Below are 23,791 nucleotides of genomic sequence, written 5' to 3'. Positions count from 1 at the left end.
GCAAGAACACGCAGCTAGACAGTGTAGAGTGGGGTCGTTCTGGGCCAGATCGCTCAGATCAGGTGCGGGCGCGCAATCCGCGCGTACCGTCCCAGCGCGTCACAACAGGATGACAAACCGCAGGAAAGGCGAGTCTGTATCGCGCGGTCTTCGGTAGTGGCTGCCGGGCGTACACCGGCCGCTTCGATCGACGGCCGTAGTCGGATTCAGACTCGCTGAGCTGCTGGTTTCCTGGAACCCACCGGGTTTGTGTGACCGCGCGAAACAGCTGAATATCCAGAGAGGCCGCACGGACGTCCATGTCTGTCACAGAAATTGAACAGGGTGTTTTCGAGTCGACCGCCGTCATCGACAACGGACGCTTCGGCACCCGCACCATCCGTTTCGAAACTGGCCGGCTGGCACAGCAAGCCGCCGGCTCCGTCGTCGCCTACCTCGACGAGGAGAACATGCTGCTGTCGGCGACCACCGTCGGCAAGACCCCCAAGGAACAGTTCGACTTCTTCCCGCTAACGGTCGACGTCGAGGAGCGCATGTATGCCGCGGGTCGCATTCCCGGTTCGTTCTTCCGTCGCGAGGGACGGCCGTCCACAGACGCGATCCTGACCTGCCGGCTCATCGACCGGCCGCTGCGCCCGTCGTTCGTCAACGGCCTGCGTAACGAAATCCAGATCGTGGTGACGATCCTGAGCCTGGACCCCAACGAGCTCTACGACGTGCTGGCGATCAACGCCGCGTCGGCATCGACCCAATTGGGCGGGCTGCCGTTCTCCGGCCCGATCGGCGGGGTCCGGGTCGCGCTGATCGACGGCACCTGGGTGGCGTTCCCGACGGTCGAACAGACCGAGCGGGCCACATTCGACATGGTGGTCGCCGGTCGCTTGACGGACACGACCGAAACAGGCAAGCCGGACGTCGCCATCATGATGGTGGAGGCCGAAGCCACCGAGAACGCCGTCGAACTGATCGCAGGCGGAGCGCAGGCGCCGACGGAAACCGTTGTGGCCGAAGGTCTTGAGGCTGCTAAACCGTTCATCGCCACGCTGTGCGCGGCCCAGCAGGAACTGGCCGACGCCGCGGCAAAGCCGACCGGCGAATTCCCGTTGTTCCCCGACTACGGCGACGACGTGTACTACTCGGTGGCTTCGGTGGCCACCGACGAACTGGCCGCCGCGCTGACCATCCCCGGCAAGACCGAGCGCAACAACCGCACCGACGAGATCAAGGCCGAGGTGCTGGCGCGGCTCGCCGACACCTATCCCGGTCGTGAGAAAGAAGTCAGTGCGGCGTTTCGCGCGCTGACCAAGAAACTGGTCCGGCAGCGCATCCTGACCGACCATTTCCGCATCGACGGCCGTGGCGTCACCGACATCCGCGCGCTGTCCGCGGAAGTCTCGGTGGTGCCGCGAGCGCACGGCAGCGCTTTGTTTGAGCGCGGCGAGACCCAGATCCTCGGCGTCACAACGCTTGACATGATCAAGATGGCCCAGCAGATCGACTCGCTGGGGCCGGAAACCACCAAACGTTACATGCACCACTACAACTTCCCGCCGTTCTCCACCGGCGAAACCGGCCGAATCGGCTCGCCCAAGCGGCGCGAGATCGGGCACGGCGCGCTGGCGGAGAGGGCACTGATCCCGGTGCTGCCCAGCGTCGAGGAATTCCCGTACGCGATCCGCCAGGTCTCGGAGGCGTTGGGCTCCAACGGTTCGACGTCGATGGGGTCGGTGTGCGCGTCCACGCTGGCGCTGCTCAACGCCGGGGTGCCGCTTAAAGCGCCGGTGGCGGGCATCGCAATGGGTCTGGTTTCCGACGATGTGGAGCTGCCCGATGGCCGCACCGAGCGCCGCTTCGTCACGCTGACCGATATCCTCGGCGCCGAGGACGCTTTCGGCGACATGGACTTCAAAGTTGCCGGCACCAGGGACTTCGTCACCGCGCTGCAACTCGACACCAAACTCGACGGGATCCCGTCGGAGGTGCTCGCCAGCGCGCTCGCTCAGGCGCGTGATGCCCGGCTGACCATCCTGGAGGTCATGGCCGAGGCCATCGACAGGCCCGACGAGATGAGCCCCTACGCACCGCGGGTCACCACCATCCATGTGCCGGTCGACAAGATCGGTGAGGTGATTGGGCCCAAGGGCAAGATCATCAATGCCATCACCGAGGAGACCGGCGCGCAAATTTCCATCGAGGACGACGGCACGGTGTATGTCGGTGCCACCGATGGACCCTCCGCGGAGGCAGCGATCGAGCGGATCAACGCGATCGCCAACCCGCAGCTGCCCAAGGTCGGCGAGCGGTTCCTCGGAACCGTGGTCAAGACAACGGATTTCGGCGCGTTCGTGTCGTTGCTGCCGGGACGCGACGGCCTGGTGCACATCTCCAAGCTCGGCAAGGGCAAGCGCATTGCCCGGGTCGAGGACGTGCTCAACGTGGGTGACAAGCTGCGAGTCGAGATCGCCGATATCGACAGGCGAGGCAAGATCTCCTTGGTGCCCCTCGGCGACGACGAGTCCGCGAGTTCAGGGGCCGCGCCAGCCGATGCCGCGACGGCCAGCAGTTAACAGGGGCGCCCTGCGGCGCGGCCCGCACAGCGCCGAGCCGTCCGCCGCGATCCGGCGCACCACGCTGCCCGGCGGGCTGCGCGTGGTCACCGAGTATCTGCCCGCGGTGCGCTCCGCGTCGGTGGGGGTCTGGGTCGGAGTCGGATCGCGTGACGAGGGAGCCACCGTCGCCGGGGCCGCGCACTTTTTGGAACACTTGCTGTTCAAGTCCACGCCGAGCCGCACGGCGGTGGATATCGCGCAGGCGATGGATGCTGTCGGGGGCGAGCTGAACGCGTTCACGGCCAAGGAGCACACCTGCTACTACGCGCACGTGCTCGACAGCGATCTCGAACTGGCGGTCGACCTGGTTTCCGATGTGGTGCTCAACGGTCGCTGTGCGGCCGAGGACGTCGAATTGGAACGCGATGTCGTGCTCGAAGAGATCGCGATGCGCGACGATGATCCCGAGGACACGCTGGCTGACCTGTTCTTGGGCGCCTTGTTCGGCGACCATCCCGTCGGTCGCCCGGTAATCGGCACCGTGCAATCGGTGTCGGCGATGACCCGCTCCCAGCTGCACTCGTTTCACACGCGCCGCTACACACCGGAGCGGATGATCGTCGCGGTGGCCGGCAACGTCGACCACGACGAAGTGGTGGGGCTGGTTCGCGAACATTTCGGGCCGCGGCTGGTGCGCGGACGCCGGCCCGCGGCGCCACGCAAAGGCGCCGGGCGGATCAATGGCCGACCGCGTATGGCGGTGCTCAACCGCGATGCCGAACAAACCCATGTGAGTCTGGGAGTGCGCACACCCGGCCGGCATTGGCGGCACCGCTGGGCGCTTTCGGTGCTGCACACTGCGCTCGGTGGTGGCCTGAGCTCTCGGCTGTTCCAGGAGGTCCGCGAAACCCGTGGCCTGGCCTATTCGGTGTACTCGTCGCTGGACATCTTCGCCGACAGCGGTGCGCTGTCGATATATGCCGCCTGCCTGCCCGAGCGGTTCAACGATGTCGCGCAGGTGACGTGTGACGTGCTCGAATCGGTGGCGCGCGACGGTATCACGGAGGCCGAATGCCGGATCGCCAAGGGGTCGTTGCGCGGCGGGCTGGTCCTCGGCCTGGAGGATTCCAGTTCGCGGATGAACCGCATCGGGCGCAGTGAACTGAATTACGGCGAGCATCGCAGCATCGAGCGGACCTTGCAGGAGCTCGACGCCGTCACCGTCGACGAAGTCAACTCGGTGGCGCGCCGGCTCCTGCGCAGACCCTACGGCGTCGCGGTTCTGGGTCCATACCGCTCGAAACGAGCGGTGCCCCAACAGCTTCGGGCGATAGTACAGTAGCGCCATGGTCTTAGGGTTCTGGGATCTCGAGGTCCCGGTGGTGGGAGCGCCGATGGCCGGCGGCCCAGGTACGCCGGCGCTGGCCGCCGCGGTGACGAATGCGGGCGGGTTGGGTTTCGTCGCCGGCGGATACCTGACCCCGGAGCGCCTGGCCGACGACATTGCGGCCGCGCGCGCCGCCACGACCGGCCCAATCGGGGTCAACCTGTTTGTGCCGCAGCCCAGCGTCGCCGACTACGTGCAGCTGGACCGCTACGCCGAAGAACTTGACGAGATCGCGGAGCACTACGACGTCGAGGTGGGCCAGCCCCGGTTCGGTGACGACGACGGTTGGCAGCGCAAGCTCGAGGTGATTGCCGACGTCCGGCCCGAGGTGGTGTCTTTCACGTTTGGTGCCCCGTCACCGGATGTGCTGCGGCGCTTGGGTGCCCAGGGAATCTTGCTGTTCATCACGGTGACGTCGGCCTATGAGGCCGGTGTGGCCCTGGCCGCGGGCGCCGACGGCCTAGTGGTGCAGGGGCCGGATGCCGGCGGGCACCGCGGCACCTTCGCCCCGGACATGAAGCCCGGCACCGAGCCGCTGGGTGAACTTCTGGGCAAAATCCGTGCCGCGCACGATGTTCCGCTGATCGCCGCAGGTGGCTTGGGAACCGCCGAAGATGTCGCCGGTGTATTGCGCAGCGGAGCGGTGGCCGCACAAGTGGGCACCGCGCTGCTGTTGGCCGACGAAGCCGGCACGTGCTCGGCGCATCGCACTGCGTTGCAAAACCCGCAGTTCGGCAGGACGTTGGTGACTCGGGCATTCTCGGGGCGATATGCGCGTGGACTCGAAAACGACTTCACCCGCATGCTCGATGACGTTGCGCCGCTTGGCTATCCAGAGGTCAACCACATGACGTCGCCGATCCGCAAGGCAGCCGCGGCTGCCGATGACCCGCATGGGATAAACCTTTGGGCCGGAACCGCGTTCGCTACGGCTCGCCCAGGCCCTGCCGCGGAGATCGTGGCGTCACTCGTGTAGTGCCCGCGCCATCAGGCGAGCACGCTTGCCGGGTCGGTGAACGGCATATCGAGGTCGTCAGCAACTTGCTCGCACAGCAGCGCGCCGTCGTGGGTTGAAAGCCCTTTGGCCAGCGCCGGATCGGACCGGCAGGCGGCTCTCCAACCGTGGTCGGCCAGCTTGATCACATAGGGCATGGTGGCGTTGGTCAACGCGAACGTCGACGTCTTCGGCACCGAAGCGGGCATGTTCGTGACACAGTAGAACACCGCGTCATGCACCGCGAACGTCGGACGGTCGTGCGTGGTCGGCCGCGAGTCCTCGAAGCAGCCACCCTGGTCGATGGCGATATCGACCAGCACTGCACCGGGTTTCATCTGCGCGACAAGGGAATTTGATAACACTTTAGGCGCCTTGGCGCCGGGCACCAAGACGGCGCCGATCACCAGGTCGGCGTGCTTTACGACGTCTTCAAGATCGTAGGCCGACGAGTATCTGGTGCGGACCTGACCGCCGAACGCGGCGTCAAGCTTGCGCAGTTTGTTGATGTTGATGTCCAAAACCGTGACGTGAGCGCCCATCCCGTTGGCGAGTCGGGCCGCGTTGTAGCCGGCGGTGCCACCGCCGATCACCACGACATCGGCCGGCTCCACGCCAGGTACTCCACCCATTAGCAGGCCCCGGCCACCGTGGGTGCGCATCAGGTGGTAAGCGCCGACTTGAGCGGAGAGCCGTCCGGCGATCTCGCTCATCGGCGCCAGCAACGGCAGCTCGCCGGCAGCAGTCTGGACGGTCTCGTAGGCGATCGATGTGATTCCGGAGGTCAGCAGCGCTTCCGTGCACGACCGCGAAGCCGCCAGGTGCAAGAACGTGAACAGGACCTGACCGCGTCGCAGGCGGGCGTACTCGCTCGGGGTTGGCTCTTTGACCTTGAGCACCAGTTCGGCAGAGGCCCACACCTCCTCGGCTGTGTTGACCAGTTGCGCGCCGGTGGCCTTGAAGTCGGTGTCGGCGATGGCCGAGCCCTCTCCGGCGCCGGTCTGGACAAGTACCTCGTGGCCCCGCCGGGTCAGTTCCGCGACGCCGGCAGGGGTGATGGCGACCCGGAATTCGTTGTTCTTGGTCTCGGCCGGAATCCCGACGCGCATGATCGCTCCTATGCCAGAGCTCGCTGAAAAGACCTTCTTCAATTGTGAAGAAAGTTCGATATGCCTGCAATCTAGCTGTCGATGATTCTCTAGACTGCGGCTTATGTCTGTAGATTCGACTGAAACCGCGCGTGCTGACGCACCCGGGGCGAAGGATCTTCGGCCAGCAGGTCTCGATGATGTGGACCGTCGAATCTTGAGCCTGTTGCATGCCGATGCCCGGATCACCAACAGCGCGCTCGCGGAGAAGGTCGGTGTCGCCCCTTCGACCTGTCATGGCCGGGTTCGACGGTTGGTGGAGCTTGGTGTGATCCGCGGCTTCTACACCGACCTCGACCCCGTCGCGATCGGACTGCCGTTGCAGGCAATGATCGCGGTCAACCTGCAGTCCAGCGCGCGCGGCAAGATCCGCAATTTCATCCAACAGATCCGGCGTAAGCCGCAGGTGATGGACGTCTACTTCCTTGCCGGTCCCGACGATTTCATCCTGCACGTCGCGGCTCGCGACACCGAAGACCTGCGGTCGTTCGTGGTCGAGAACCTCAACGCAGATGCCGACGTCGCGGGCACCCAGACCTCCTTGATCTTCGAGCATCTGCGTGGGGCAGCGCCGATCTAGAGGGAGGACCTGAAAATCGACCGCACCACCAGAATGGTCGTTAACACAACGGCTATCGGTGGCCTCTACCGGAAGTGAGTTCATAGCTCAGCCTGCTCGACCGCGTATTGAACTTCCACCTCACGATCGTCGAACTTGCCTGTATCGCAGTGCTATCCGGCGTTCCTTACCTCGCGGTGGGCATCGTTTGGGCCAGCACTCACACCGACCCACTTGGAGCACTTGCAGGGTCTGCACCTGACGCTGTCCGTACTCCGATCGATCGCGCTGTGGCCGGCACTGGAGCTCGGTGGCGTCTGCCTGGCCTAATCGTCGAGGATCCTTATGTCCGATTCGTCCGACCACCACGATGTCGCCCATCCCGGCAGACGGCGTATCTGCTCACCCTGTTGCGTCGCCTGGTGAACTATCAAGTCAGCATCGCCGCATTGCTCGAAGTTGCCTTGGTGTGCGCGATTCCCTATCTCGCCGTCGGCGCGATCGTTGCTGGCGCACGGTGAGGGCCTGCGCCAAGTGCAGGTCGAGCAGGGACACGACGCGTTGGTGACCTTCGTGGCGTCACTGATTTCCTGGCCGGTGTTGCTGTTTTCTCACTCCTGCGCGATGTAATGCGCGCGGGCGATGATCAGCAGCGCACCGGTTCGCCGACGGTAACCAACACCGTTACAATTTGCGCCGTAGTCATGGGAGGTGGCATGGCAGGGGAGTTCGTCCAGGTGGACCCGGCGGCGGTGGCGGCGGGCAGCACCCACCTGGAAGCCTCGGTCGGCGACGCTGCGATCAACTTCATGGTGCATGAGGACCAGCTGGCTGATGCCGCGCCGGGCTGGATCGGCGAGTCGGCTAAGGCGCTGTCGGAAGTGATGACGCGCTGGGAGACCCGTCACGCCGAGCACAAGCGCAGTGTGGGTGGGCTGTCGTACCACATGGCCATGGCAGGGACGGCCTTCACCGCCAACGAGGGACACAGCGCGCAGGAGCTTTCGGCGCTCGACCCGCGATGACCGACCTGACTCCCGACGACGTGCGTCGCTGGGACGCCGCCGCGGTGCTCAAGGTGTTCCAGGTGGCCACCAACCGCGCAACGACCCTGGGCCTGTTCGGGGAGGACTTGGGTCAGACAGGTCAGCTGCTCGCCGACTGGCAGGGCGAGGCAGGCTCGGCGTTTCACAGCAGCCTAGGGAGGCTGCGCACCGACATCGATAAGGACGGCCACGAGTCGACGCAAGTGGCCGCCGCGGTGAGCATGGCCTCGGCGGACGTGCAAAGCTGCAAGGCGATGATGAGCCAGGTCGACGAGACCGCCGAGACATTGGGCTTCACCATCACGGCAGACTGGAAGGTCAGCGTCGGCGAAACTGCCGCTTTGCTGCTGGGGCCGCAGGAAGCTGAGCTGCAGCGCCAGATTCTCCAAGCCGACCTCGACACGGTGAAGGTCAAGGCGCACACCACCGACCATGAACTGGCCACCGCGATGCGCGCCGCCGTCGGCGACGGCGGCCTCGGCTCCGACGGTGGTGCTGGTGTCTACTCTTCGCCTGGCAAGCAGAGCGGTGAGCAGCCCACCAAGAACGGCCAGGTTCAAGGCGCTGGAGCCGACGGCGGCGCGGCACAATTACCGTCAACGTCGACGCCGGCAGCGGACGGTCGCGCCGGCGAGGGCCCCGGGCTCACGGTGACGAAGGGGGATGTGGCGATCGGGGCTGCCGGTGCGGTGGCCGGTGGTACCGCCGAGGGCGTGCGTCAGACGACGCTCAGGTTGATCAACGAATCCCCTGGCACGGGCCCCGGCAAGGCTGACCCCGGCTTGCTGAAGTGGTTTGAGGATCCAAAGATCGGCGGAATCGAACTTAAAGGGTTCTCCCGTGTCGGCGGGGTGGTAGCTGCGGCCAGCGCGGTACCGGCCGTCATGTCGGACATCCATGACGGAGACTCCGTGGCCGAGGCCGTCACCCGGGAGGGAGCAGGTGTCGCTGCCGGACTATGGGCGGGCGCAGAGACTGGTGCACTGATCGGTTCGGCGTTTCCGGGGGCAGGGACAGCGGTTGGTCTGGTGGCGGGCGCTGTCATCGGAGCGGGCGCCAGCTTACTGGCATCTAAGGGCGTCGAAGCGGCGTGGCATCCGGTCGCGGATGCGGTCGGTAGTGCGGTGCACGGCGTGGAATCGATTTTTGGTTTCGGGTAGGGCGACGGCGATGCGATTCGATGAGTTCACAGAGAAGCATGGCCTCGTTGTGTCACCGGTCAATCGTTTCGCCGGTTTCCTCGTTGAGGTGGGGGCACCGAAGGGCTGGGAGCCCTTTGATTCGGCCCCCGGGGTTCGTGTGTGGGCTTGTCGCGACGATCCGTGCATCGACGTGTTTTGTGCCAACGCGGTGTTGACGATGCATCGCGTGAAGGCCCCACTGGACCCCGCCGAAGTGTTCACGATGCTGAGCGAGCAGCAGTTGCAATCGGCGCCGGGATGTCATGAGGTCCGCCGCGAACTCGGCCCGGCCGGCGAATCCGGCGGGATTCAGGGTTTACTCGCAATGCAGATCACGCATGAGCTCGGCGCGATCGATAGCGCGTCAGAGTCCCGGATCATCACGGCTGGCCAGGAGACGCTGATCGCGCAACTGACGGTGACTGCGCTACACGATTCACCGGTGGACCGGGCACATATCCGGCTGACCGTCCGGCCGGGTGCGGCGGCAGGCCCTGCGCCCGCAGGTTACCGCGGCGTTGTCCCAGTAATTACAACGCGAGAAGGTGACTGATGGCCGGCGGCGCGGCGAAATACCGTTGGACGCGCGTTGTGCGCTACAGCTTCGGCGGCGCCCTGTGCCTGTTAGCAGTCGTCAATGTGCTGATTGGATCGGCTTGGTACCTGTCTCTCGGCATTGCTGTGACCGGCGGCATCATCCTTTTCGGGCAGCGCCGGATTTTTCGTGCCGCGGTCAGCCGGTCGGGCGATGAGATTATCTGCCGCTACATTCCCTGGTACGAGGGCAACGCCTACAGCACATTGGTGTTGATCCCGCTGATGGGGGTCGCTATGGTCGCCGCGGGGTCCGCACCCGGCTATCCGGCGTGGCTAGCGTACGGTGGCGCCTTTCTCCTCTTAGGCGTGACCCCGCTGACCCTCTACGGCATCGTTCGGATGTGGCTTCGATGTCTTCTGCATATCACCCCCTCGGCCCTGGTTGTTCGGTTTGCCGAGCGCGGCAGCGAGTTGACCGAAATCCGACGTGAGCTGATTGAGTCGATCGAGCCCAGGCCCACTCCGCAGCCGGTGAGTGGTACGTGGTTGGAAGTCGCAATTACTTACCGTCCGGTGGAGGCTGGGAGTGTCGGCACCAAGACCGTGATAATAGGTTTGCGACTCACTGTTCAGCCGATCAACCTTCTCAACGCACTCGTCGTCTGGAAAGACAGCGCCAATGAAAACCCCAGCGAGCTGCTGGATCGGGTCGAACTCGTCCTTAGAGGCCGCTCAATGGCCGGCGTGTGACCACGTCACGCTGCTCATCAACACAATCCAATGATGAGTTCGGTCAGCATCGGCGCATTGCTCGAACTTGCCTTGGTGTGCGCGATTCCCTATCTGGCCACCGGCGCGATCGTTGCCGGCGCGCACGGTGAGGGGCTGCGCCAGGTACGGGTCGAGCAGGGTCACGACGTGTTGGTGACCTTCCTGGCGTCGCTCATTTCGTGGCCGATGTTGCTGTTCGCTCACTCCTGCGCGACGTGATGCGCGGCAGGCGCTGATCAGCCGGTGTCGTTTTCATCTTCGAAGAAGCGCTCGGGGTGGTGGTAGTTGTTGGTTCTGGGTTGACCGTGGTCCAGGTGGGGTGGGGGAATCCATTGGGTTTGTCCGTTGCCGAGTTTGATTGTGCGCCAACCCTGTTCGGCGAGGTTGTGGTCGGGTTGGCAGGCCAGGGTGAGTTTGTCGATGTTGGTGTGCCCGCCGCGCGCCCAGTCTTCGGTGTGGTGGACTTCGCACCAATAGCCGGGCACATCGCAGCCGGGAGCGGTACAGCCGCGATCTTTCGCATACAACACCACCCGCTGATCCGGTGAGGCGATGCGTTTGGTGCGCCCGAGATATAGGGGACGGCTGTCGTGGTCGTCGAAGACCGCCAAATAGTGGTATGCGTGGCCGGCCATGCGGATCAGGTCGCGCATTGGCAACAGTGTTCCGCCGCCGGTGACCGCATGCCCGGTGCCGGCGATCAGCTCCTTGAGCGTCGTGGACACGATCACCGTGACCGGCAATCCGTTGTGCACCCCTAGTTTGGGGTCGCCGAGCTGGCCGCGCACCAGCGCGTTGAGGGCGTCGTGTTGGCGCTGGGCATGGCTTCGCACGTCCTTGCTCGCCGCCTCGTGGTCGGGTTGGCCGCTAAGGCACGGGGTTGGGTCGTCGGGGTTGCACATGCCCGGGGCGGCAAATCGGGCAAACCAGGCATCGAGGTTGGCGCGCAGTTCGGGCGAGGCGACGAGCTTGCCGATGCTCATCCCGTCGCGGCGTTGGCCTGACCAGGTGAAGCCCCGCTGGCGGGCCCGATCAGTATCGGAGAACTTTCCGTCGGGGTTGATCAGGACCGCGCAGCGGTTGGCCACCTTCTCTAGCTGGTCGGGGCGAAGCTCGGCGGCCTGCCCCGCCAACAACCGCTCGGCATGCTCGACGGTGGCCGTCGGAGTGATCTCCGGCAGGTCGCGCACAAATCTCTGAATGACCCGCAGATGCTGCTCATCGAGCACTCCCTGGCGCCACGCCTGGGCGGTGGCCGGCAGTTGGGGCGGCAGCTTTTCTCCAGTGAGCGTGAGTCGGGGGGCGAGCTGTTCCGCGTTGTGGATGCGCCGGCGCGCCTCGGCGCAGCTGATGCGCAGCCAGTCGGCGATCACCTTATGGGGCGCCCCGCCGATGGCGGCGAACTCTTCTTTTGCCAGGCTGGCGATGAGGTCGTGGCTGGCCACCGCTTGGTGGCGCCGTGACGTCTCTAGCCGCTCCAAGGCCCGTAGCCGCACCGCGGGCTCGTAGGCGTCGAGGTCCAACTCGCGAACCTGGGCCACCGCCGCATCGAGGGCCTCTAAGGCGGCCCTCAGCTCCGGCGGAGCTGCCACGCGAGTCGAACTCATGTTCGAAATTCTATCGGCGGGCACCGACATTGGTCACCGCGCAAGCTATCCGCTGTGGATCAACGCCAAACTGTGGACAAGCCGACCACGACCGACCCGCATCGTCACCGGGCTCGTGTTTGAATTGCCCGGCTCCTCCTCGGGTCGTGCCGACCCGCATCGTCACCGGGCTACGCTGCACCTATGCGGGTAGGCGTGCTGGGAGCTAAAGGCAAAGTCGGCTCGACGATGGTGCAGGCCGTGCAGGCCGCCGACGATTTGACCCTGTCCGCCGAAGTCGACGCCGGCGATCCGCTCACTCTGTTCACCGACAGCCACACCGAGGTGGTCATCGACTTCACCCACCCCGACGTGGTCATGGACAACCTAGCGTTCTTGATCGACAACGGAATTCATGCAGTCGTCGGAACCACGGGCTTCACCGAGGAGCGGCTCCAGCAAGTGCGCTCATGGCTCGCCGCCAAACCCGGCACCGCGGCGCTGATCGCGCCGAACTTCGCGATCGGGGCAGTGCTGTGCATGCACTTCGCCAAGCAGGCCGCGCCGTTCTACGACTCCGTCGAGGTCATCGAGCTGCACCACCCCCACAAGGCGGACGCGCCGTCGGGCACGGCCACGCGCACCGCCCAGCTCATCGCCGAAGCGCGAAAAGATTTGCCGCCCAACCCCGATGCCACCAGCACGAGCCTGCCGGGTGCCCGCGGCGCCGAGGTCGATGGAATCCCCGTACACTCTGTGCGGTTGGCCGGACTGGTCGCCCACCAGGAGGTGCTGTTGGGCATGGCGGGCGAGACACTGACCATCCGCCACGACAGCCTCGACCGCACCTCGTTTGTGCCTGGGGTCTTGCTGGCGGTGCGCCACATCAAGGAGCGTCCCGGCCTGACGGTTGGCATTGAACCCTTGCTCAACCTGCAATGACGAAAAGCCCAGGCGCTCTGCGCATCCCACTGCTCATCGCGTTCATGTGTGCTGCGCTGCTGGTGTACTTGGCCCTGCTTGTCCGAATCGCCGTCGTCATGATTGGCTCCGGCCGAGCCGCCGCAATCGGTCTCGGGCTAGCGCTACTCGTGCTGCCGGCAATCGGGCTGTGGGCCATGATCTCAACGCTGCGCGCCGGGTTCGCCCACCAGAAACTAGCCCGCCTCATTGCCGACGAGGGAATGGAACTCGACGTCAGCGCACTGCCACGACGACCCTCCGGCCGCATTGACCGACGGGCCGCCGATGTCTTGTTCGACACCGTCCGCGCCGAACTCCAAGAGAACCCCAACGATTGGCGGCGCTGGTACCGGTTGGCCCGCGCCTACGACTACGCCGGCGACCGCCGCCGCGCACGGGAGGCCATGAAGAAGGCCGCGCAACTGCAGGGCGGTCGATGAGCAAAACCCTGCTGGTCGTTCACCACACGCCGTCGCCCGCGACCCGCGAACTGCTCGAGGCCGTGCTCGCCGGCGCCAACGACCCGGAGATCGAAGGCGTCGACGTGGTGGTACGTCCGGCCCTGGCTGCCACCGTCCCGGACATGCTCGACGCCGACGGCTACCTTTTCGGCACCACCGCCAACCTCGGTTACATGTCAGGAGCGCTCAAGCACTTCTTCGACACCGTCTACTACCCGAGCCTCGACCACGTCGCCGGCCGGCCCTACGGCCTGTGGGTACACGGCAACAACGACACCGTCGGCGCCGCAACGGCTGTCGGCAAGGTGGCCACCGGACTGTCGTTGATCAAAGCCGCCGACGTACTGGAGGTCGTCGGCGGCATCGACGCCGCGGCGCGCGAGCGGGCCTACGAGCTGGGCGGCACCTTGGCCGCCACATTGATGGAGTGACAGAGCCATGACGCTGCTGATCGCCAACCGCGGCGAGATTGCGCTTCGAATCATCCGCACCGCAACAGAACTGGGCATCGACACCGCAGCGGTATACGCCGAGGACGACGCCGACAGCCCGCATGTGCACGCCGCCGACGAGGCGATCGGCTTGCCAGGCACTGGCCCCGCCGCGTACTTGGATCACGCCGCGATCCTGGCGGCAGCTAAGAAGGCCGGGGCCTCGATGATCCATCCAGGCTACGGATTCCTCAGCGAGGACCCCGGGTTCGCGCGGGCCTGCACCGCCGCGGGATACCGGTTTGTCGGCCCAGCTGCCGACCTGCTCGAGCTATTCGGTGACAAGTCCGCGGCCCGCCGCGCGGCGATCGCCGCAGGGATATCGGTGCTGGATGCGACCGACGGACCCAGCAGTGTCGAGGACATTCACGCATTTTTCGCCGCACACAACGGCGCGATCATGATCAAAGCGATTGGCGGCGGAGGAGGCCGTGGTGTTCGGGTAGTCCGTAGCGCGGAGCAGCTCGACGACGCCTACCGCCAGTGCGCCGCCGAAGCGCAACTCGGCTTCGGCAACCCCGCGGTGTTCGCCGAGGCATTGTTCGAAGACGCCCGCCACATCGAGGTCCAGATCGTCGCCGCCGGCGCGCATGCTCTCGCGCTCGGCGACCGTGACTGCAGCGTCCAGCGCCGATACCAGAAGCTCGTCGAAATCGCACCGTCACAAGCTGTTACGGACGAAATGCGCTGCGATCTGCACGAAAACGCAGCGCGGCTGTGTGCTCATGTCAACTACCGCGGACTCGCCACTGTCGAGTTCCTGGTTGCCGGCGAGCGATTCGTGTTCCTGGAGGTCAATCCGCAAATCCAGGTGGAGCACACCGTCACCGAAGAAGCCACCGGGGTCGACCTGGTAGCCGCCCAGCTCGCCATCGCCGACGGCACGGCACTCGACGACTTGGGGCTACCCGCCGGAATCACGGCTCACGGCACCGATGTCACCGGTGAGCCGGCCCCGGCGCGCGGAATCGCGATCCAGACCCGGGTCAACATGGAGACGATCGACGCCGACGGATCCGTGGTTCCGACCGCGGGAACCCTGACCGGGTTCACGCCGCCGAGCGGCCCAGGAGTGCGCGTCGACACCTACGGCCGTCCCGGGCTCACCCTGAGCCCGCGCTACGACTCACTCCTGGCCAAAGTGATCACCCATGTGCACGGGACGTCGTTTCCGGCGGCCCTGCGTAAAGCGCGAACAGCGCTGGCCGACTTCAGCATCGAGGGCATCGGTACGAACATCCCATTGCTACGAGAAATCCTGTCCGCTAGCGAGGTTCAATCCGGGCTTGTCACAACCGGCTTTCTCGACGCCAAGCTTCCCGAGTTGGCGGCCGCCGCGTTGACCCGCCAACCGGAGATTCGAGTTACCGCACTCGAGCTGTATCCAGGTGAAGAAGCGCTGTGCGCACCGATGGCCGGCACCGTGGTCGAGGTCGCGCCCGAAGGAGCCGAATTCGCTGCGGGCCGACCGGTGGCGGTGCTGGAAGCGATGAAGATGCAGCACGTGCTCGCAGCACCCGACGCCCTGCGCACGGTCCGCAACCTCGTGAAGCCCGGACAGGTGGTCGGAACCGGTGACCCCTTGGTGGTATTTACTCGCACCGGCGCGGACACCATGGGCGACGCTGCTGCACAGCTCGACCTCGACCGGCCACGGGCCGACCTCGACGAAGTGCGCCACCGGCATCTCCTCACCCTCGATGAAGGCCGGCCGGAGGCAGTTGCTAAAAGGCATAGGCAAAATCGCCGCACCGCACGGGAGAACATTGCCGACCTCGTAGACCCGGGCAGCTTCGTCGAATACGGCGCGCTGGCGATCGCCGCGCAGCGCAGCCGCCGCTCCGAGGAGGATCTGATCACCAACACCCCGGCCGACGGCCTGGTCGCTGGCGTCGCGACCATCGGTGGTGCCGAGGTGGCGGTGCTCTCCTACGACTACACCGTGCTCGCCGGGACGCAGGGCATGCGCAACCACGCCAAAACGGATCGAGTCTTCGAACTGGCTGCCCGCAAACGTATTCCGGTAGTACTGTTCGCCGAAGGCGGCGGCGGTCGTCCCGGCGACACCGATCTCGGTAACATCGCCGGACTTGACGTGCCGACCTTCCGCGCGCTGGGTGCGTTGAGCGGACAGGTACCGCTGGTGTCGATCGTGTCCGGACGCTGCTTCGCCGGTAACGCGGCGCTGGCCGGGATTTGCGATGTGATCATCGCAACGCCGGACGCCAATATCGGCATGGGCGGGCCGGCGATGATCGAGGGCGGCGGACTCGGCGTATACCGGCCCGAGGACATCGGGCCGATCGACATGCAGCGGCGCAACGGAGTGGTCGGCTTGGCTGCTCGTGACGAGGCGCACGCGGTGTCGCTGGCCAAGCAATACCTGTCGTATTTCCAAGGCAGTACTGAGGATTGGGAAGCACCCGATCCACGGCTTGCCCGCCATGTGGTGCCGGAGAATCGGTTACGTGCCCACGACGTCCACCGGGCAATCGAATCAGTGGTGGACGTCGGCTCGACGCTAGAGCTACGCCCAGACTATGGGGTCGGCGTGGTGACGGCTTTGGTCCGAGTCGCGGGCATGGCGTATGGGTTGGTGGCCAACAACAGTCATCATCTCGGTGGTGCCATCGATGCCGAGGCTGCCGACAAAATCGCCGACTTCCTAACGCTCTGTGAAGCCTTTGGGCTACCGGTGATTTCACTATGCGACACACCCGGGTTCATGGTCGGCCCGGAGGTGGAAACCCAAGCGGCCGTCCGGCGGTTCAGTCGGCTGTTCGTTGTCGGTGCACGGCTAACGGTTCCGTTGGGAATGATCATTTTGCGCAAGGGATATGGGCTTGGCGCGATGGCGATGGGCGGCGGATCATTCCGTGCCCCAGACTTCACGGTCGCTTGGCCAACGGGCGAGATCGGCGGCATGGGCCTCGAAGGCGCGGTACGGCTGGGTTTCAAAAAGGAGCTGGCCGCGGTCGCGGATCCCGCCGAGCGCCAACACCTGTTCGAAAAGCTGGTCGATGCTGCCTACCAGCACGGCAAGGCCCTCACGTCGGCGACCACATTTGAGCTTGACGACGTAATCGACCCGGCTGACTCGCGGGCATGGATTACCCGGTTAGCCCGCCGCTGAGAGGAATTCGCGCGTGAAAGTTGCCCGGAAGACCGCGATTGTCACCGGCGGGGGCGGCGGTATCGGCGGCGCACTGGCGGCCAGGCTCGCACGCGACGGTGCGCGGGTCGTCGTCGCCGATCTGGACGCTCAAGCTGCGACCGCCGTTGCCGAAGACATCAATGCGGACCAACGGGACACAGCTGTTAGTGTAGGCGCCGACGCATCCGACACCGCCGAGATCCAGCGGCTCATCCGGCTGGCGGAAAGCGAATTCGGCCCGGTTGACCTGTATTTCGCCAATGCTGGCATTACCGGCGCGGCCGGTCTCGATGTCAGCGAAAGCGATTGGGATCGTAGCCTCGACGTCAACTTGCGCGCACACATCCGCGCCGCGCGATTGCTCGTTCCCGGTTGGGTCGAGCGCGGCGAGGGCTACTTCGTCAGCACCGCGTCGGCGGCCGGCTTGCTCACCCAACTCGGCTCGGCCACTTACTCGGTCACCAAGCACGCGGCGGTCGGCTTCGCCGAGTGGCTCAACATCACATACGGCGACAAGGGCGTCCGGGTGAGCTGCCTGTGTCCTATGGGTGTGAACACCAAGCTGCTGTACTCCGGTGAACAGTCCGGCGATCCGCTGGGCGATCTTGCCACGCGCGCGGTCACCACCGCTGGCGAAGTGCTAGAGCCGTCGAAGGTCGCCGACAGCGTGTTGGCGGCCATCGAGGAGGAGCGGTTCTTGATCCTTCCCCACCCGGAAGTACTGGACATGTACCGTCAAAAGGCCGCCGACTACGACCGCTGGCTGCGCGGCATGCGCCGCTACCAGCGCACCCTGCTAGGAGATAACCGATAACCGCGCTGTCGACGATGCAGAGCGAAGCGATGAGGAGGAGCAGCGCACATGATTACTGAAGATCTCACCGGCCGCACGGCGATCATCACCGGCGCTTCGCGGGGGATCGGGCTGGCTGTCGCGCAGCGACTGGCCCAGCACGGCGCCAATGTCGTGCTGACGTCACGCAAGCAGGACAGCGCGGACGCCGCCGCCGCGCAGGTCGGCGGCAACGCTCTCGGCGTCGCGGCCCATGCCGTCGAAGAGGCTGCCGCGCAACGGTGTATCGACTTAGCGCTGGAGCGTTTCGGCAGCGTCGACATTCTCGTCAACAACGCCGGAACCAACCCGGCGTTCGGCCCGCTGATCGAACAGGACCACGCCCGTTTCGCCAAGATCTTCGACGTGAACCTGTGGGCGCCGCTGCTGTGGACGTCGCTTGTCGTCAAGGCATGGATGGGTGAGCATGGCGGCGCGATTGTGAACACGTCGTCGATTGGCGGCATGCATTTTGCGCCGTACATGGGCATGTACAACGCGACGAAGGCCGCGCTGATCCACGTCACCAAGCAACTGGCACTGGAACTTTCACCGCGGGTCCGGGTGAATGCGATCTGCCCTGGCGTCGTGCGCACTCGGCTTGCCGAGGCGCTATGGAAGAGCAACGAAGAAGCCTTGGCGTCGACGACACCGCTGGGACGCATTGGTGAGCCAGTCGACGTGGCAGGCGCGGTGGCATTCCTGGTCTCCGACGCTGCCAGCTGGATCACCGGGGAGACCATGGTGATCGACGGCGGCCAACTCCTCGGCAACGCCCAGGCGTTCAGGAACGGCTCCAGTGACTAGCGTCGTTCTCGGTGTCGATCCGGCCGTCGTCGCAGACTGGATCGAACGGCTCGGGATCGCGTTCACCGGCCCGCTGAGCTTCGAGCGGATCGGGCTGGGGCAGTCGAACCTGACCTACCTGGTGCGCGACGCCGACGACCGCGAATGGGTGCTGCGCCGCCCCCCGCTGGGGCAGTTGCTGGCGTCGGCGCACGACGTGGCCCGCGAGGCGCGGATCCTGTCGGCGTTGCAGGACACCGCGGTGCCCACGCCAACGATCTACGGGCTGACCCGCGACCCGAACGACGTTCCACTGCTGTTGATGGAATACGTCGACGGCCTGGTGATCGACCGCATGGAAAAAGCGGAATCGCTAACGCCGCAGCGCCGCAGGCAAATCGGGCTCTCAATGGCCAAGACGCTGGCCACGATCCATGCCGTCGACATCACCGAATTCGGCTTGGCCGATCTGGCCAGCCACAAACCGTACGCCCAGCGTCAGCTCAAACGCTGGGCGCGACAGTGGGAGCTGTCGAAAACCCGCGACCTGCCCGACCTCGACGACCTGACCAGACGGCTGGCCGCCGCCGCTCCGGCACAACAGGAACTGACGTTGGTGCACGGCGACTTTCACCTGCGCAACGTCATCACCTCGCATACAAACGGGGAAGTGGTTGCCGTGTTGGACTGGGAGTTGTCCACGCTCGGTGAGCCGTTGGCCGACATGGGCAGCTTGCTGGCGTACTGGCCCGAGCCTGGCGAGGATGAGTGGGCCGGAAGCTTCGCCGCCGCCGCGCTCGACGGGTTCCCCGATCGTGCCGAGATGACGGCGGTGTATCTCGCCGAAACCGGCCGCGACGCGGCCGCCCTGAAGTACTGGCATGCATTGGGGCTGTGGAAGGTGGCCATCGTCGCCGAGGGTGTGATGCGCCGCGCCATGGACGAGCCGCAGAACAAAGCCGCCGCCGGCACGCCTACCGTGCAACGAATCGACGCCCTGGTCCGCAAGGCGCGCGAAGTAGCCGCGGACGCTGGCATCTGAACGGAGACCGAGATGAGCACCGACATCGCCGCAGACCTCGACACCCGGGTGCGCACACTGCTCGAGCAACACAATCCGGCGACCACCGACCCCCGCGAGTTTCTCGGCGCACGCTTCGACGCCGGGCTGGCATGGGTGCACTTTCCCCGCGGGTGCGGCGGCCTCGAGCTGCCGCGAACGTTCCAGCAGCGTGTCGAGGCCCAACTGGCTGCGGCGGGTGCGCCGCCGCCCGGTCTGGGCAGAAACGTCATCGGCATGGGCATGGCGGCGCCGACGATCGCGGCGTTCGGCACCGACGAACAGAAGCGAAAGTTCTTGCGGCCGCTCTACACCGGCGAACACATCTACTGTCAACTGTTCAGCGAACCAGGCGCCGGATCGGACCTGGCCGGGCTCGCCACCCGGGCGGTTCGCGACGACGGGGACTGGATCGTCAACGGGCAGAAGGTGTGGACCTCGATGGCGCAACACGCCCAGATGGCCATCCTCCTCGCGCGCACGGACCCGACCGTGCCCAAACACCAAGGGCTGACGTACTTCCTGTGCGACATGACGGTTCCCGGGATCGAGATCCGTCCGCTGCGTCAGATCACCGGTGAAGCCGAGTTCAACGAGGTCTTTCTCACCGACGTCAGAGTCCCCGACGCGAACCGGCTCGGACCTGAGGGCGGCGGCTGGAAGGTTGCGACCACCACCCTCAACAACGAGCGGCTCGCCATCGGCAACAGGCCCGGCGTTCCCCGGGAAGGCGGGATGATCGGCAAGGTCACCCACGCCTGGCGAAGCGAGCCGGCGTTGCGCAACCCCGCGATGCACGACCAGATGATGCGGCTGTGGGTTGACTCGGAGGTCATCCGACTAACCGGTGAACGGCTGCGCCAGCGGCTGGCCGCCGGCCAGCCGGGGCCCGAAGGCGCGGGCATGAAAATCGCCTTCGCACGTCTAGCGCAAGCGATTTCGGGATTCGAGCTGGAACTGCACACCGAATCGGGCCTGCAGTACGACGATTGGACGATGCGGCGACCTGAAACCGTCGACCTGATCGGGCGCGAGCCGGGATATCGCTATCTGCGGGCCAGAGGCAATTCAATCGAAGGCGGCACGTCGGAGATCTTGCGCAACACCATCGCCGAACGGGTCCTCGGGCTGCCGCCCGAACACCGCGTCGACAAACACGTCGCCTGGAAGGACCTGGAGCGATGAACGCCGACCTGCTGTATTCCGACACCGAGGAAGCCCTGCGCGACAGCGTCCGCCACTTGCTCGCCGACCGGTGTCCGCCGGAAGCGGTAATGCGCTTGTACGACCCTGGGCCGCCGAACTTTTCAGGTGTGTGGAAGCAGTTGGCGGCCGACCTCGGGGTGGCCGGGCTGCTGGTGCCCGAGGAGCTCGGTGGCGCGGGAGCCGGTGCCCGCGAGGCCGCCGTCGTCATGGAGGAGATCGGCCGGGCCGTCGCCCCGGTGCCATATCTGTCCAGCGCGGTGCTCGCCACCGTCGCGCTGCTGCAGGCCGGCGACACCGAAACCCTGCCGCGCCTAGCGGCTGGCGAGATCACTGCGGCGCTGGCAGTGCCGCTATCGAACGCGCCGGGCGACCCAGTCACCGGCGTCAGCACCGGTGCGGACGGTCTGGCCGGCGAGGTCACCAGCGTCGCTGGCGCAGCCGAAGCCGACGTGCTGGTGGTGCCGGCAACAGGCCCCGACGGACTCGAGCTGCACACCGTCTCGCGTACGGCGGCAGGAGTAGCAGTGACGCCGGTATTGGCGCTGGATATGACGAGACCCCTTGCCAGCGTGCGCTTTTCCGGCGCTACATCGTCGCGGGTTGCTACCGGGTCGGCGGAGGCGGCGCTCGCGGCGGCGCTGCACACCGGGGCGGCGCTGCTGGCCTCCGAGCAGCTCGGCGTCGCCCAATGGTGTTTCGACACCACGCTCGACTACGTCAAGGGCCGCAAGCAGTTTGGTCGCGCGATCGGGTCATATCAGGCGATCAAGCACCGGATGGCGGACCTGTGGCTGGAGGTGAGCTCCGCGGCAGCCGCAGCCCGCTACGCCGCCGACACCTGTGCGCGCCGTGACCCGGACGCGACGATCGCGGCGGCCCTCGCGCAGGCTTACTGCAGCGACGTGGCGGTGCATGCCGCCGAGGAATGTATTCAGCTGCACGGCGGAATCGGAATGACCTGGGAGTACCCGGCTCATCTCTACCTGAAGCGAGCCAAAAGCGACCAGCTGGCCTTGGGCACCGGTTACCGGCATCGCGCCACGCTGGCCGAATTGGTCGACCTGCCGCGCGACAGCGGGAGTTGAAATTGGACACGCGCACCCTGGGCAACGGCCTGGAAGTATCCGCAATCGGGTTGGGCTGCATGGGAATGAGCCGTGGCTACGGCCCACCTGGTTCCAGAAGTGACATGATCGCGGTGATCCGTTCGGCCGTCGAGCGCGGTGTCACGTTTTTCGACACCGCCGAAGCCTACGGAGACAACGAAGAACTGGTCGGAGAGGCATTGGCGCCGTTCACCGGTCAGGTGGTCATTGCGACCAAGTTCGGCTTCGCCTTCGACGCGACCGGCAACATCGCGGGACTCAACAGCCGCCCAGAGAACATCAGGCGGGTCACCGACGCGTCGCTGCGACGGCTGGGTGTGGAGTCCATTGACCTGCTGTACCAGCACCGCGTCGACCCGCAGGTACCCGTCGAGGACGTAGCCGGGACGGTCAAGGAGTTGATCCAGGACGGCAAGGTCAAGCATTTCGGCATGTCGGAGGCATCCGCCGAGGCAATACGGCGAGCCCACGCTGTCCAGCCCGTCACGGCCGTGCAAAGCGAGTACTCGATCTGGTGGCGCGCACCGGAAAGCGAGGTGTTGCCCACCTGTGCCGAACTCGGCATCGGCTTTGTGCCGTACAGTCCGCTCGGGAAAGGCTTCCTCACCGGAAGCATCGGCGCCGACACCCAATTCGACCGCACCGACATCCGCAACGCCATTCCGCGATTTGCCGCCGACGCCCGAGCCGCCAACCAGGCCGTCGTTGATCTACTGGACACGATCGCGGCACGCAAGAATGCGACACCCGGGCAGATCGCGCTGGCCTGGCTCCTCGCGCAGCAACCGTGGATCGTCCCCATTCCGGGCACCCGCCGCCTGGAGCGCCTCCAGGAGAACGTCGCGGCAGCCGATGTCGAGCTCACCGCCGACGACCTACGCGAAATTGATGATGCCGCAACGCGGATCACAGTGCAGGGCGCGCGCTACCCCGATTTCATGCAGCGGCTGATCGGCGACTGATTTGGCGAGCAACTTCGCCGTAGCGCTCGACGCGCTCCGGATCGGTCAGCGCGTTGTACAGCACCAGCCTGGTGGCGATTCCCGCATACTTGCCGGTCAGTGCATCGGCCAGCCCGTCCCAAGTTGACTCGGTAGCGAAGACCGCCAGGTGCTCGTCGGTGATCTGGGCGGCCATGCCGGCGAAGTCGCCGGCCTTCTGCTTCTCCCGAATCCGGGCGGTCGTGCCCTCGAACCCGGCCTCGTCCCAGATGAACGCGTAATTGGGCGTGCTTCCGTAGAAGGCGAGACTGGCCCGCACCTGTTCTCGTTCCTTGTCGCGCTCGTGGGCGCTATCGCCGACGATCGTCATCGCCGGCACGATCACGGCGATGTCCGATGGTGTGCGCCCGGCTTTGGCCGCTCCTGCAGCGATGTTCGGCATGGCGTGCCGGGCCAGGTAACCGGGCTCGGCGATGGGATGGATATGCACGCCGTCGGCCACCTCGCCTGCCATCCGCAGCATCCACGGATTCACCGCCGCGATATCAACTTTCGGGTCTGGGGCATCGATGGGCCCCGGGCTCCACTGGGGAGTGATGAAGTCGAGGTCGTAGAACTCGCCGTGGTGATCGAGCGTCCCCGTCCGAAACGCCGCGAAGCACGCCTTGACGGCGAGCACGTAGTCGCGCAGGCGCGGACCGGGCCGATCGAAGGGCACACCGTAACGCCGCACGACGTGCGTGCGCACCTGGGTGCCCAGACCGAGCCGGAACTTGCCGCCGGTTGCTTCGGCGAGCTCCCACGCCGTCGTCGCGGTGACGAAGGGACTACGCGGAAAGGCCACCGCCACACCCGTGGACAACTCCAGTCCGGGCGCGGCCTGCGAGGCCACGGCGGCGTTGAGATAGGCCGTGCGGCCCGTCTCGGTGAACAACAGCCCGGAGAACCCGGCCGACTGGGCTCGGCGGGCGAGGTCGCCGACGCGGCTCAGCGGCGCCGGGGTCGTCATGGCGTCGACGTGCATCGGCGGCAC

General features: G+C 65.8%; 23 protein-coding genes. 20 read left to right on the top strand and 3 right to left on the bottom strand.

What is annotated here, in order from left to right; translation table 11 throughout:
- Positions 1 to 299 precede the first annotated feature (299 nt).
- The 3 genes from MYXE_RS15445 to MYXE_RS15435 are packed head-to-tail and all read left to right on the top strand — an operon-like array spanning position 300 to position 4,912.
- Positions 300 to 2,567: a polyribonucleotide nucleotidyltransferase gene (locus MYXE_RS15445; RefSeq protein ID WP_085195053.1), complete on the top strand. Its 2,268-nt coding sequence runs from the start codon at positions 300 to 302 to the stop codon at positions 2,565 to 2,567.
- Positions 2,545 to 3,891 (top strand): M16 family metallopeptidase, encoded by a 1,347-nt coding sequence (locus tag MYXE_RS15440; protein WP_003919392.1) that lies wholly within the window; start codon positions 2,545 to 2,547, stop codon positions 3,889 to 3,891. Before MYXE_RS15445 ends, MYXE_RS15440 begins: the two co-directional genes overlap by 23 nt.
- Positions 3,892 to 3,895: 4 nt before the next feature.
- Positions 3,896 to 4,912 carry a nitronate monooxygenase gene (locus tag MYXE_RS15435; protein WP_003919391.1) on the top strand — a complete coding sequence of 339 codons (1,017 nt, stop codon included), beginning with the start codon at positions 3,896 to 3,898 and terminating at the stop codon, positions 4,910 to 4,912.
- A gap of 11 nt (positions 4,913 to 4,923) precedes the next feature.
- Here MYXE_RS15435 and ald read toward each other — a convergent pair whose 3' ends face one another.
- Positions 4,924 to 6,039, bottom strand: a complete 1,116-nt coding sequence (ald, locus tag MYXE_RS15430) for an alanine dehydrogenase (protein ID WP_003919390.1) — start codon at positions 6,037 to 6,039, stop codon at positions 4,924 to 4,926.
- A 103-nt stretch (positions 6,040 to 6,142) separates the two neighbouring features.
- Here ald and aldR point away from each other — a divergent pair, with 103 nt between their 5' ends.
- The 7 genes from aldR to MYXE_RS15395 all read left to right on the top strand — a co-directional run bounded on the left by aldR (position 6,143) and on the right by MYXE_RS15395 (position 10,391).
- Complete coding sequence (gene aldR / locus MYXE_RS15425) at positions 6,143 to 6,658, top strand: HTH-type transcriptional regulator AldR (RefSeq protein ID WP_085195055.1); 516 nt, start codon at positions 6,143 to 6,145, stop codon at positions 6,656 to 6,658.
- Between the two features lie 483 nt (positions 6,659 to 7,141).
- Positions 7,142 to 7,267 (top strand): hypothetical protein, encoded by a 126-nt coding sequence (locus tag MYXE_RS24990; RefSeq protein ID WP_269474394.1) that lies wholly within the window; start codon positions 7,142 to 7,144, stop codon positions 7,265 to 7,267.
- Between the two features lie 86 nt (positions 7,268 to 7,353).
- Positions 7,354 to 7,662 (top strand): RNA 2'-phosphotransferase, encoded by a 309-nt coding sequence (locus MYXE_RS15415; RefSeq protein WP_139821150.1) that lies wholly within the window; start codon positions 7,354 to 7,356, stop codon positions 7,660 to 7,662.
- Positions 7,659 to 8,843 carry a hypothetical protein gene (locus MYXE_RS24605; RefSeq protein ID WP_232061623.1) on the top strand — a complete coding sequence of 395 codons (1,185 nt, stop codon included), beginning with the start codon at positions 7,659 to 7,661 and terminating at the stop codon, positions 8,841 to 8,843. The genes MYXE_RS15415 and MYXE_RS24605 overlap by 4 nt, the downstream gene beginning before the upstream one ends.
- 10 nt (positions 8,844 to 8,853) lie before the next feature.
- A complete protein-coding gene (locus MYXE_RS15405; protein ID WP_085195059.1) occupies positions 8,854 to 9,417 on the top strand; it encodes a hypothetical protein in 564 nt (187 codons plus the stop codon).
- Positions 9,417 to 10,151, top strand: coding sequence for a hypothetical protein (locus MYXE_RS15400; protein WP_085195061.1), 735 nt, complete (start codon positions 9,417 to 9,419; stop codon positions 10,149 to 10,151). Before MYXE_RS15405 ends, MYXE_RS15400 begins: the two co-directional genes overlap by 1 nt.
- 33 nt (positions 10,152 to 10,184) lie before the next feature.
- Entirely contained in the window at positions 10,185 to 10,391 is a 207-nt protein-coding gene (locus MYXE_RS15395; protein ID WP_112650154.1) for a hypothetical protein, read from the top strand.
- A gap of 17 nt (positions 10,392 to 10,408) precedes the next feature.
- Here MYXE_RS15395 and MYXE_RS15390 read toward each other — a convergent pair whose 3' ends face one another.
- Positions 10,409 to 11,779: an HNH endonuclease signature motif containing protein gene (locus MYXE_RS15390; protein WP_112650153.1), complete on the bottom strand. Its 1,371-nt coding sequence runs from the start codon at positions 11,777 to 11,779 to the stop codon at positions 10,409 to 10,411.
- Between the two features lie 183 nt (positions 11,780 to 11,962).
- Here MYXE_RS15390 and dapB point away from each other — a divergent pair, with 183 nt between their 5' ends.
- Genes dapB through MYXE_RS15340 form a run of 10 tightly spaced genes read left to right on the top strand, consistent with a single transcriptional unit; the run spans position 11,963 to position 22,779 of the window.
- Positions 11,963 to 12,700, top strand: coding sequence for a 4-hydroxy-tetrahydrodipicolinate reductase (dapB, locus tag MYXE_RS15385; protein ID WP_085196988.1), 738 nt, complete (start codon positions 11,963 to 11,965; stop codon positions 12,698 to 12,700).
- The gene (locus MYXE_RS15380; RefSeq protein ID WP_085196990.1) at positions 12,697 to 13,161 is read left to right on the top strand and encodes a tetratricopeptide repeat protein; all 465 of its coding nucleotides are present in this window, start codon (positions 12,697 to 12,699) and stop codon (positions 13,159 to 13,161) included. The genes dapB and MYXE_RS15380 overlap by 4 nt, the downstream gene beginning before the upstream one ends.
- A complete protein-coding gene (locus tag MYXE_RS15375; protein ID WP_085196992.1) occupies positions 13,158 to 13,613 on the top strand; it encodes a flavodoxin family protein in 456 nt (151 codons plus the stop codon). Before MYXE_RS15380 ends, MYXE_RS15375 begins: the two co-directional genes overlap by 4 nt.
- 7 nt (positions 13,614 to 13,620) lie before the next feature.
- Positions 13,621 to 16,806, top strand: coding sequence for an acetyl-CoA carboxylase family protein (locus tag MYXE_RS15370; RefSeq protein WP_085196994.1), 3,186 nt, complete (start codon positions 13,621 to 13,623; stop codon positions 16,804 to 16,806).
- 13 nt (positions 16,807 to 16,819) lie between these two features.
- Positions 16,820 to 17,641: an SDR family oxidoreductase gene (locus MYXE_RS15365; protein ID WP_039889534.1), complete on the top strand. Its 822-nt coding sequence runs from the start codon at positions 16,820 to 16,822 to the stop codon at positions 17,639 to 17,641.
- A gap of 48 nt (positions 17,642 to 17,689) precedes the next feature.
- Positions 17,690 to 18,466, top strand: coding sequence for an SDR family oxidoreductase (locus tag MYXE_RS15360; RefSeq protein WP_085196996.1), 777 nt, complete (start codon positions 17,690 to 17,692; stop codon positions 18,464 to 18,466).
- Positions 18,459 to 19,487 carry a phosphotransferase family protein gene (locus tag MYXE_RS15355; RefSeq protein WP_085196998.1) on the top strand — a complete coding sequence of 343 codons (1,029 nt, stop codon included), beginning with the start codon at positions 18,459 to 18,461 and terminating at the stop codon, positions 19,485 to 19,487. Before MYXE_RS15360 ends, MYXE_RS15355 begins: the two co-directional genes overlap by 8 nt.
- 12 nt (positions 19,488 to 19,499) lie before the next feature.
- Complete coding sequence (locus MYXE_RS15350; RefSeq protein ID WP_085197000.1) at positions 19,500 to 20,690, top strand: acyl-CoA dehydrogenase family protein; 1,191 nt, start codon at positions 19,500 to 19,502, stop codon at positions 20,688 to 20,690.
- Positions 20,687 to 21,796 (top strand): acyl-CoA dehydrogenase family protein, encoded by a 1,110-nt coding sequence (locus tag MYXE_RS15345; protein ID WP_085197002.1) that lies wholly within the window; start codon positions 20,687 to 20,689, stop codon positions 21,794 to 21,796. Before MYXE_RS15350 ends, MYXE_RS15345 begins: the two co-directional genes overlap by 4 nt.
- 59 nt (positions 21,797 to 21,855) lie before the next feature.
- Positions 21,856 to 22,779 (top strand): aldo/keto reductase, encoded by a 924-nt coding sequence (locus MYXE_RS15340; RefSeq protein WP_050947637.1) that lies wholly within the window; start codon positions 21,856 to 21,858, stop codon positions 22,777 to 22,779.
- On the opposite strand, the gene MYXE_RS15335 is transcribed toward MYXE_RS15340, so the two are convergent.
- Positions 22,754 to 23,782, bottom strand: coding sequence for a TIGR03617 family F420-dependent LLM class oxidoreductase (locus MYXE_RS15335; RefSeq protein WP_003919374.1), 1,029 nt, complete (start codon positions 23,780 to 23,782; stop codon positions 22,754 to 22,756). The two genes, MYXE_RS15340 and MYXE_RS15335, sit on opposite strands and share 26 nt — an antisense overlap.
- Between the last annotated feature and the right edge of the window lie 9 nt (positions 23,783 to 23,791).

Origin of the sequence: Mycobacterium xenopi (assembly GCF_009936235.1) — a bacterium.
Taxonomy (GTDB): Bacteria; Actinomycetota; Actinomycetes; order Mycobacteriales; family Mycobacteriaceae; genus Mycobacterium; species Mycobacterium xenopi.
This window is presented reverse-complemented; position numbering and strand designations above follow the sequence as displayed.

Bases quoted from the DNA above. Each gene is read 5' to 3' on its own strand.
- MYXE_RS15370 (WP_085196994.1), top strand. From the start codon at position 13,621: ATGACGCTGCTGATCGCCAACCGCGGCGAGATTGCGCTTCGAATCATC.
- MYXE_RS15435 (WP_003919391.1), top strand. From the start codon at position 3,896: ATGGTCTTAGGGTTCTGGGATCTCGAGGTCCCGGTGGTGGGAGCGCCG.
- ald (WP_003919390.1), bottom strand. From the start codon at position 6,039: ATGCGCGTCGGGATTCCGGCCGAGACCAAGAACAACGAATTCCGGGTC.
- MYXE_RS15380 (WP_085196990.1), top strand. From the start codon at position 12,697: ATGACGAAAAGCCCAGGCGCTCTGCGCATCCCACTGCTCATCGCGTTC.
- aldR (WP_085195055.1), top strand. From the start codon at position 6,143: ATGTCTGTAGATTCGACTGAAACCGCGCGTGCTGACGCACCCGGGGCG.
- MYXE_RS15400 (WP_085195061.1), top strand. From the start codon at position 9,417: ATGGCCGGCGGCGCGGCGAAATACCGTTGGACGCGCGTTGTGCGCTAC.
- dapB (WP_085196988.1), top strand. From the start codon at position 11,963: ATGCGGGTAGGCGTGCTGGGAGCTAAAGGCAAAGTCGGCTCGACGATG.
- MYXE_RS15340 (WP_050947637.1), top strand. From the start codon at position 21,856: ATGGGAATGAGCCGTGGCTACGGCCCACCTGGTTCCAGAAGTGACATG.
- MYXE_RS15345 (WP_085197002.1), top strand. From the start codon at position 20,687: ATGAACGCCGACCTGCTGTATTCCGACACCGAGGAAGCCCTGCGCGAC.
- MYXE_RS15440 (WP_003919392.1), top strand. From the start codon at position 2,545: ATGCCGCGACGGCCAGCAGTTAACAGGGGCGCCCTGCGGCGCGGCCCG.
- MYXE_RS15395 (WP_112650154.1), top strand. From the start codon at position 10,185: ATGAGTTCGGTCAGCATCGGCGCATTGCTCGAACTTGCCTTGGTGTGC.
- MYXE_RS15350 (WP_085197000.1), top strand. From the start codon at position 19,500: ATGAGCACCGACATCGCCGCAGACCTCGACACCCGGGTGCGCACACTG.
- MYXE_RS15405 (WP_085195059.1), top strand. From the start codon at position 8,854: ATGCGATTCGATGAGTTCACAGAGAAGCATGGCCTCGTTGTGTCACCG.
- MYXE_RS15415 (WP_139821150.1), top strand. From the start codon at position 7,354: ATGGCAGGGGAGTTCGTCCAGGTGGACCCGGCGGCGGTGGCGGCGGGC.
- MYXE_RS15445 (WP_085195053.1), top strand. From the start codon at position 300: ATGTCTGTCACAGAAATTGAACAGGGTGTTTTCGAGTCGACCGCCGTC.
- MYXE_RS15390 (WP_112650153.1), bottom strand. From the start codon at position 11,779: ATGAGTTCGACTCGCGTGGCAGCTCCGCCGGAGCTGAGGGCCGCCTTA.
- MYXE_RS15360 (WP_085196996.1), top strand. From the start codon at position 17,690: ATGATTACTGAAGATCTCACCGGCCGCACGGCGATCATCACCGGCGCT.
- MYXE_RS24605 (WP_232061623.1), top strand. From the start codon at position 7,659: ATGACCGACCTGACTCCCGACGACGTGCGTCGCTGGGACGCCGCCGCG.
- MYXE_RS15335 (WP_003919374.1), bottom strand. From the start codon at position 23,782: ATGCACGTCGACGCCATGACGACCCCGGCGCCGCTGAGCCGCGTCGGC.
- MYXE_RS15375 (WP_085196992.1), top strand. From the start codon at position 13,158: ATGAGCAAAACCCTGCTGGTCGTTCACCACACGCCGTCGCCCGCGACC.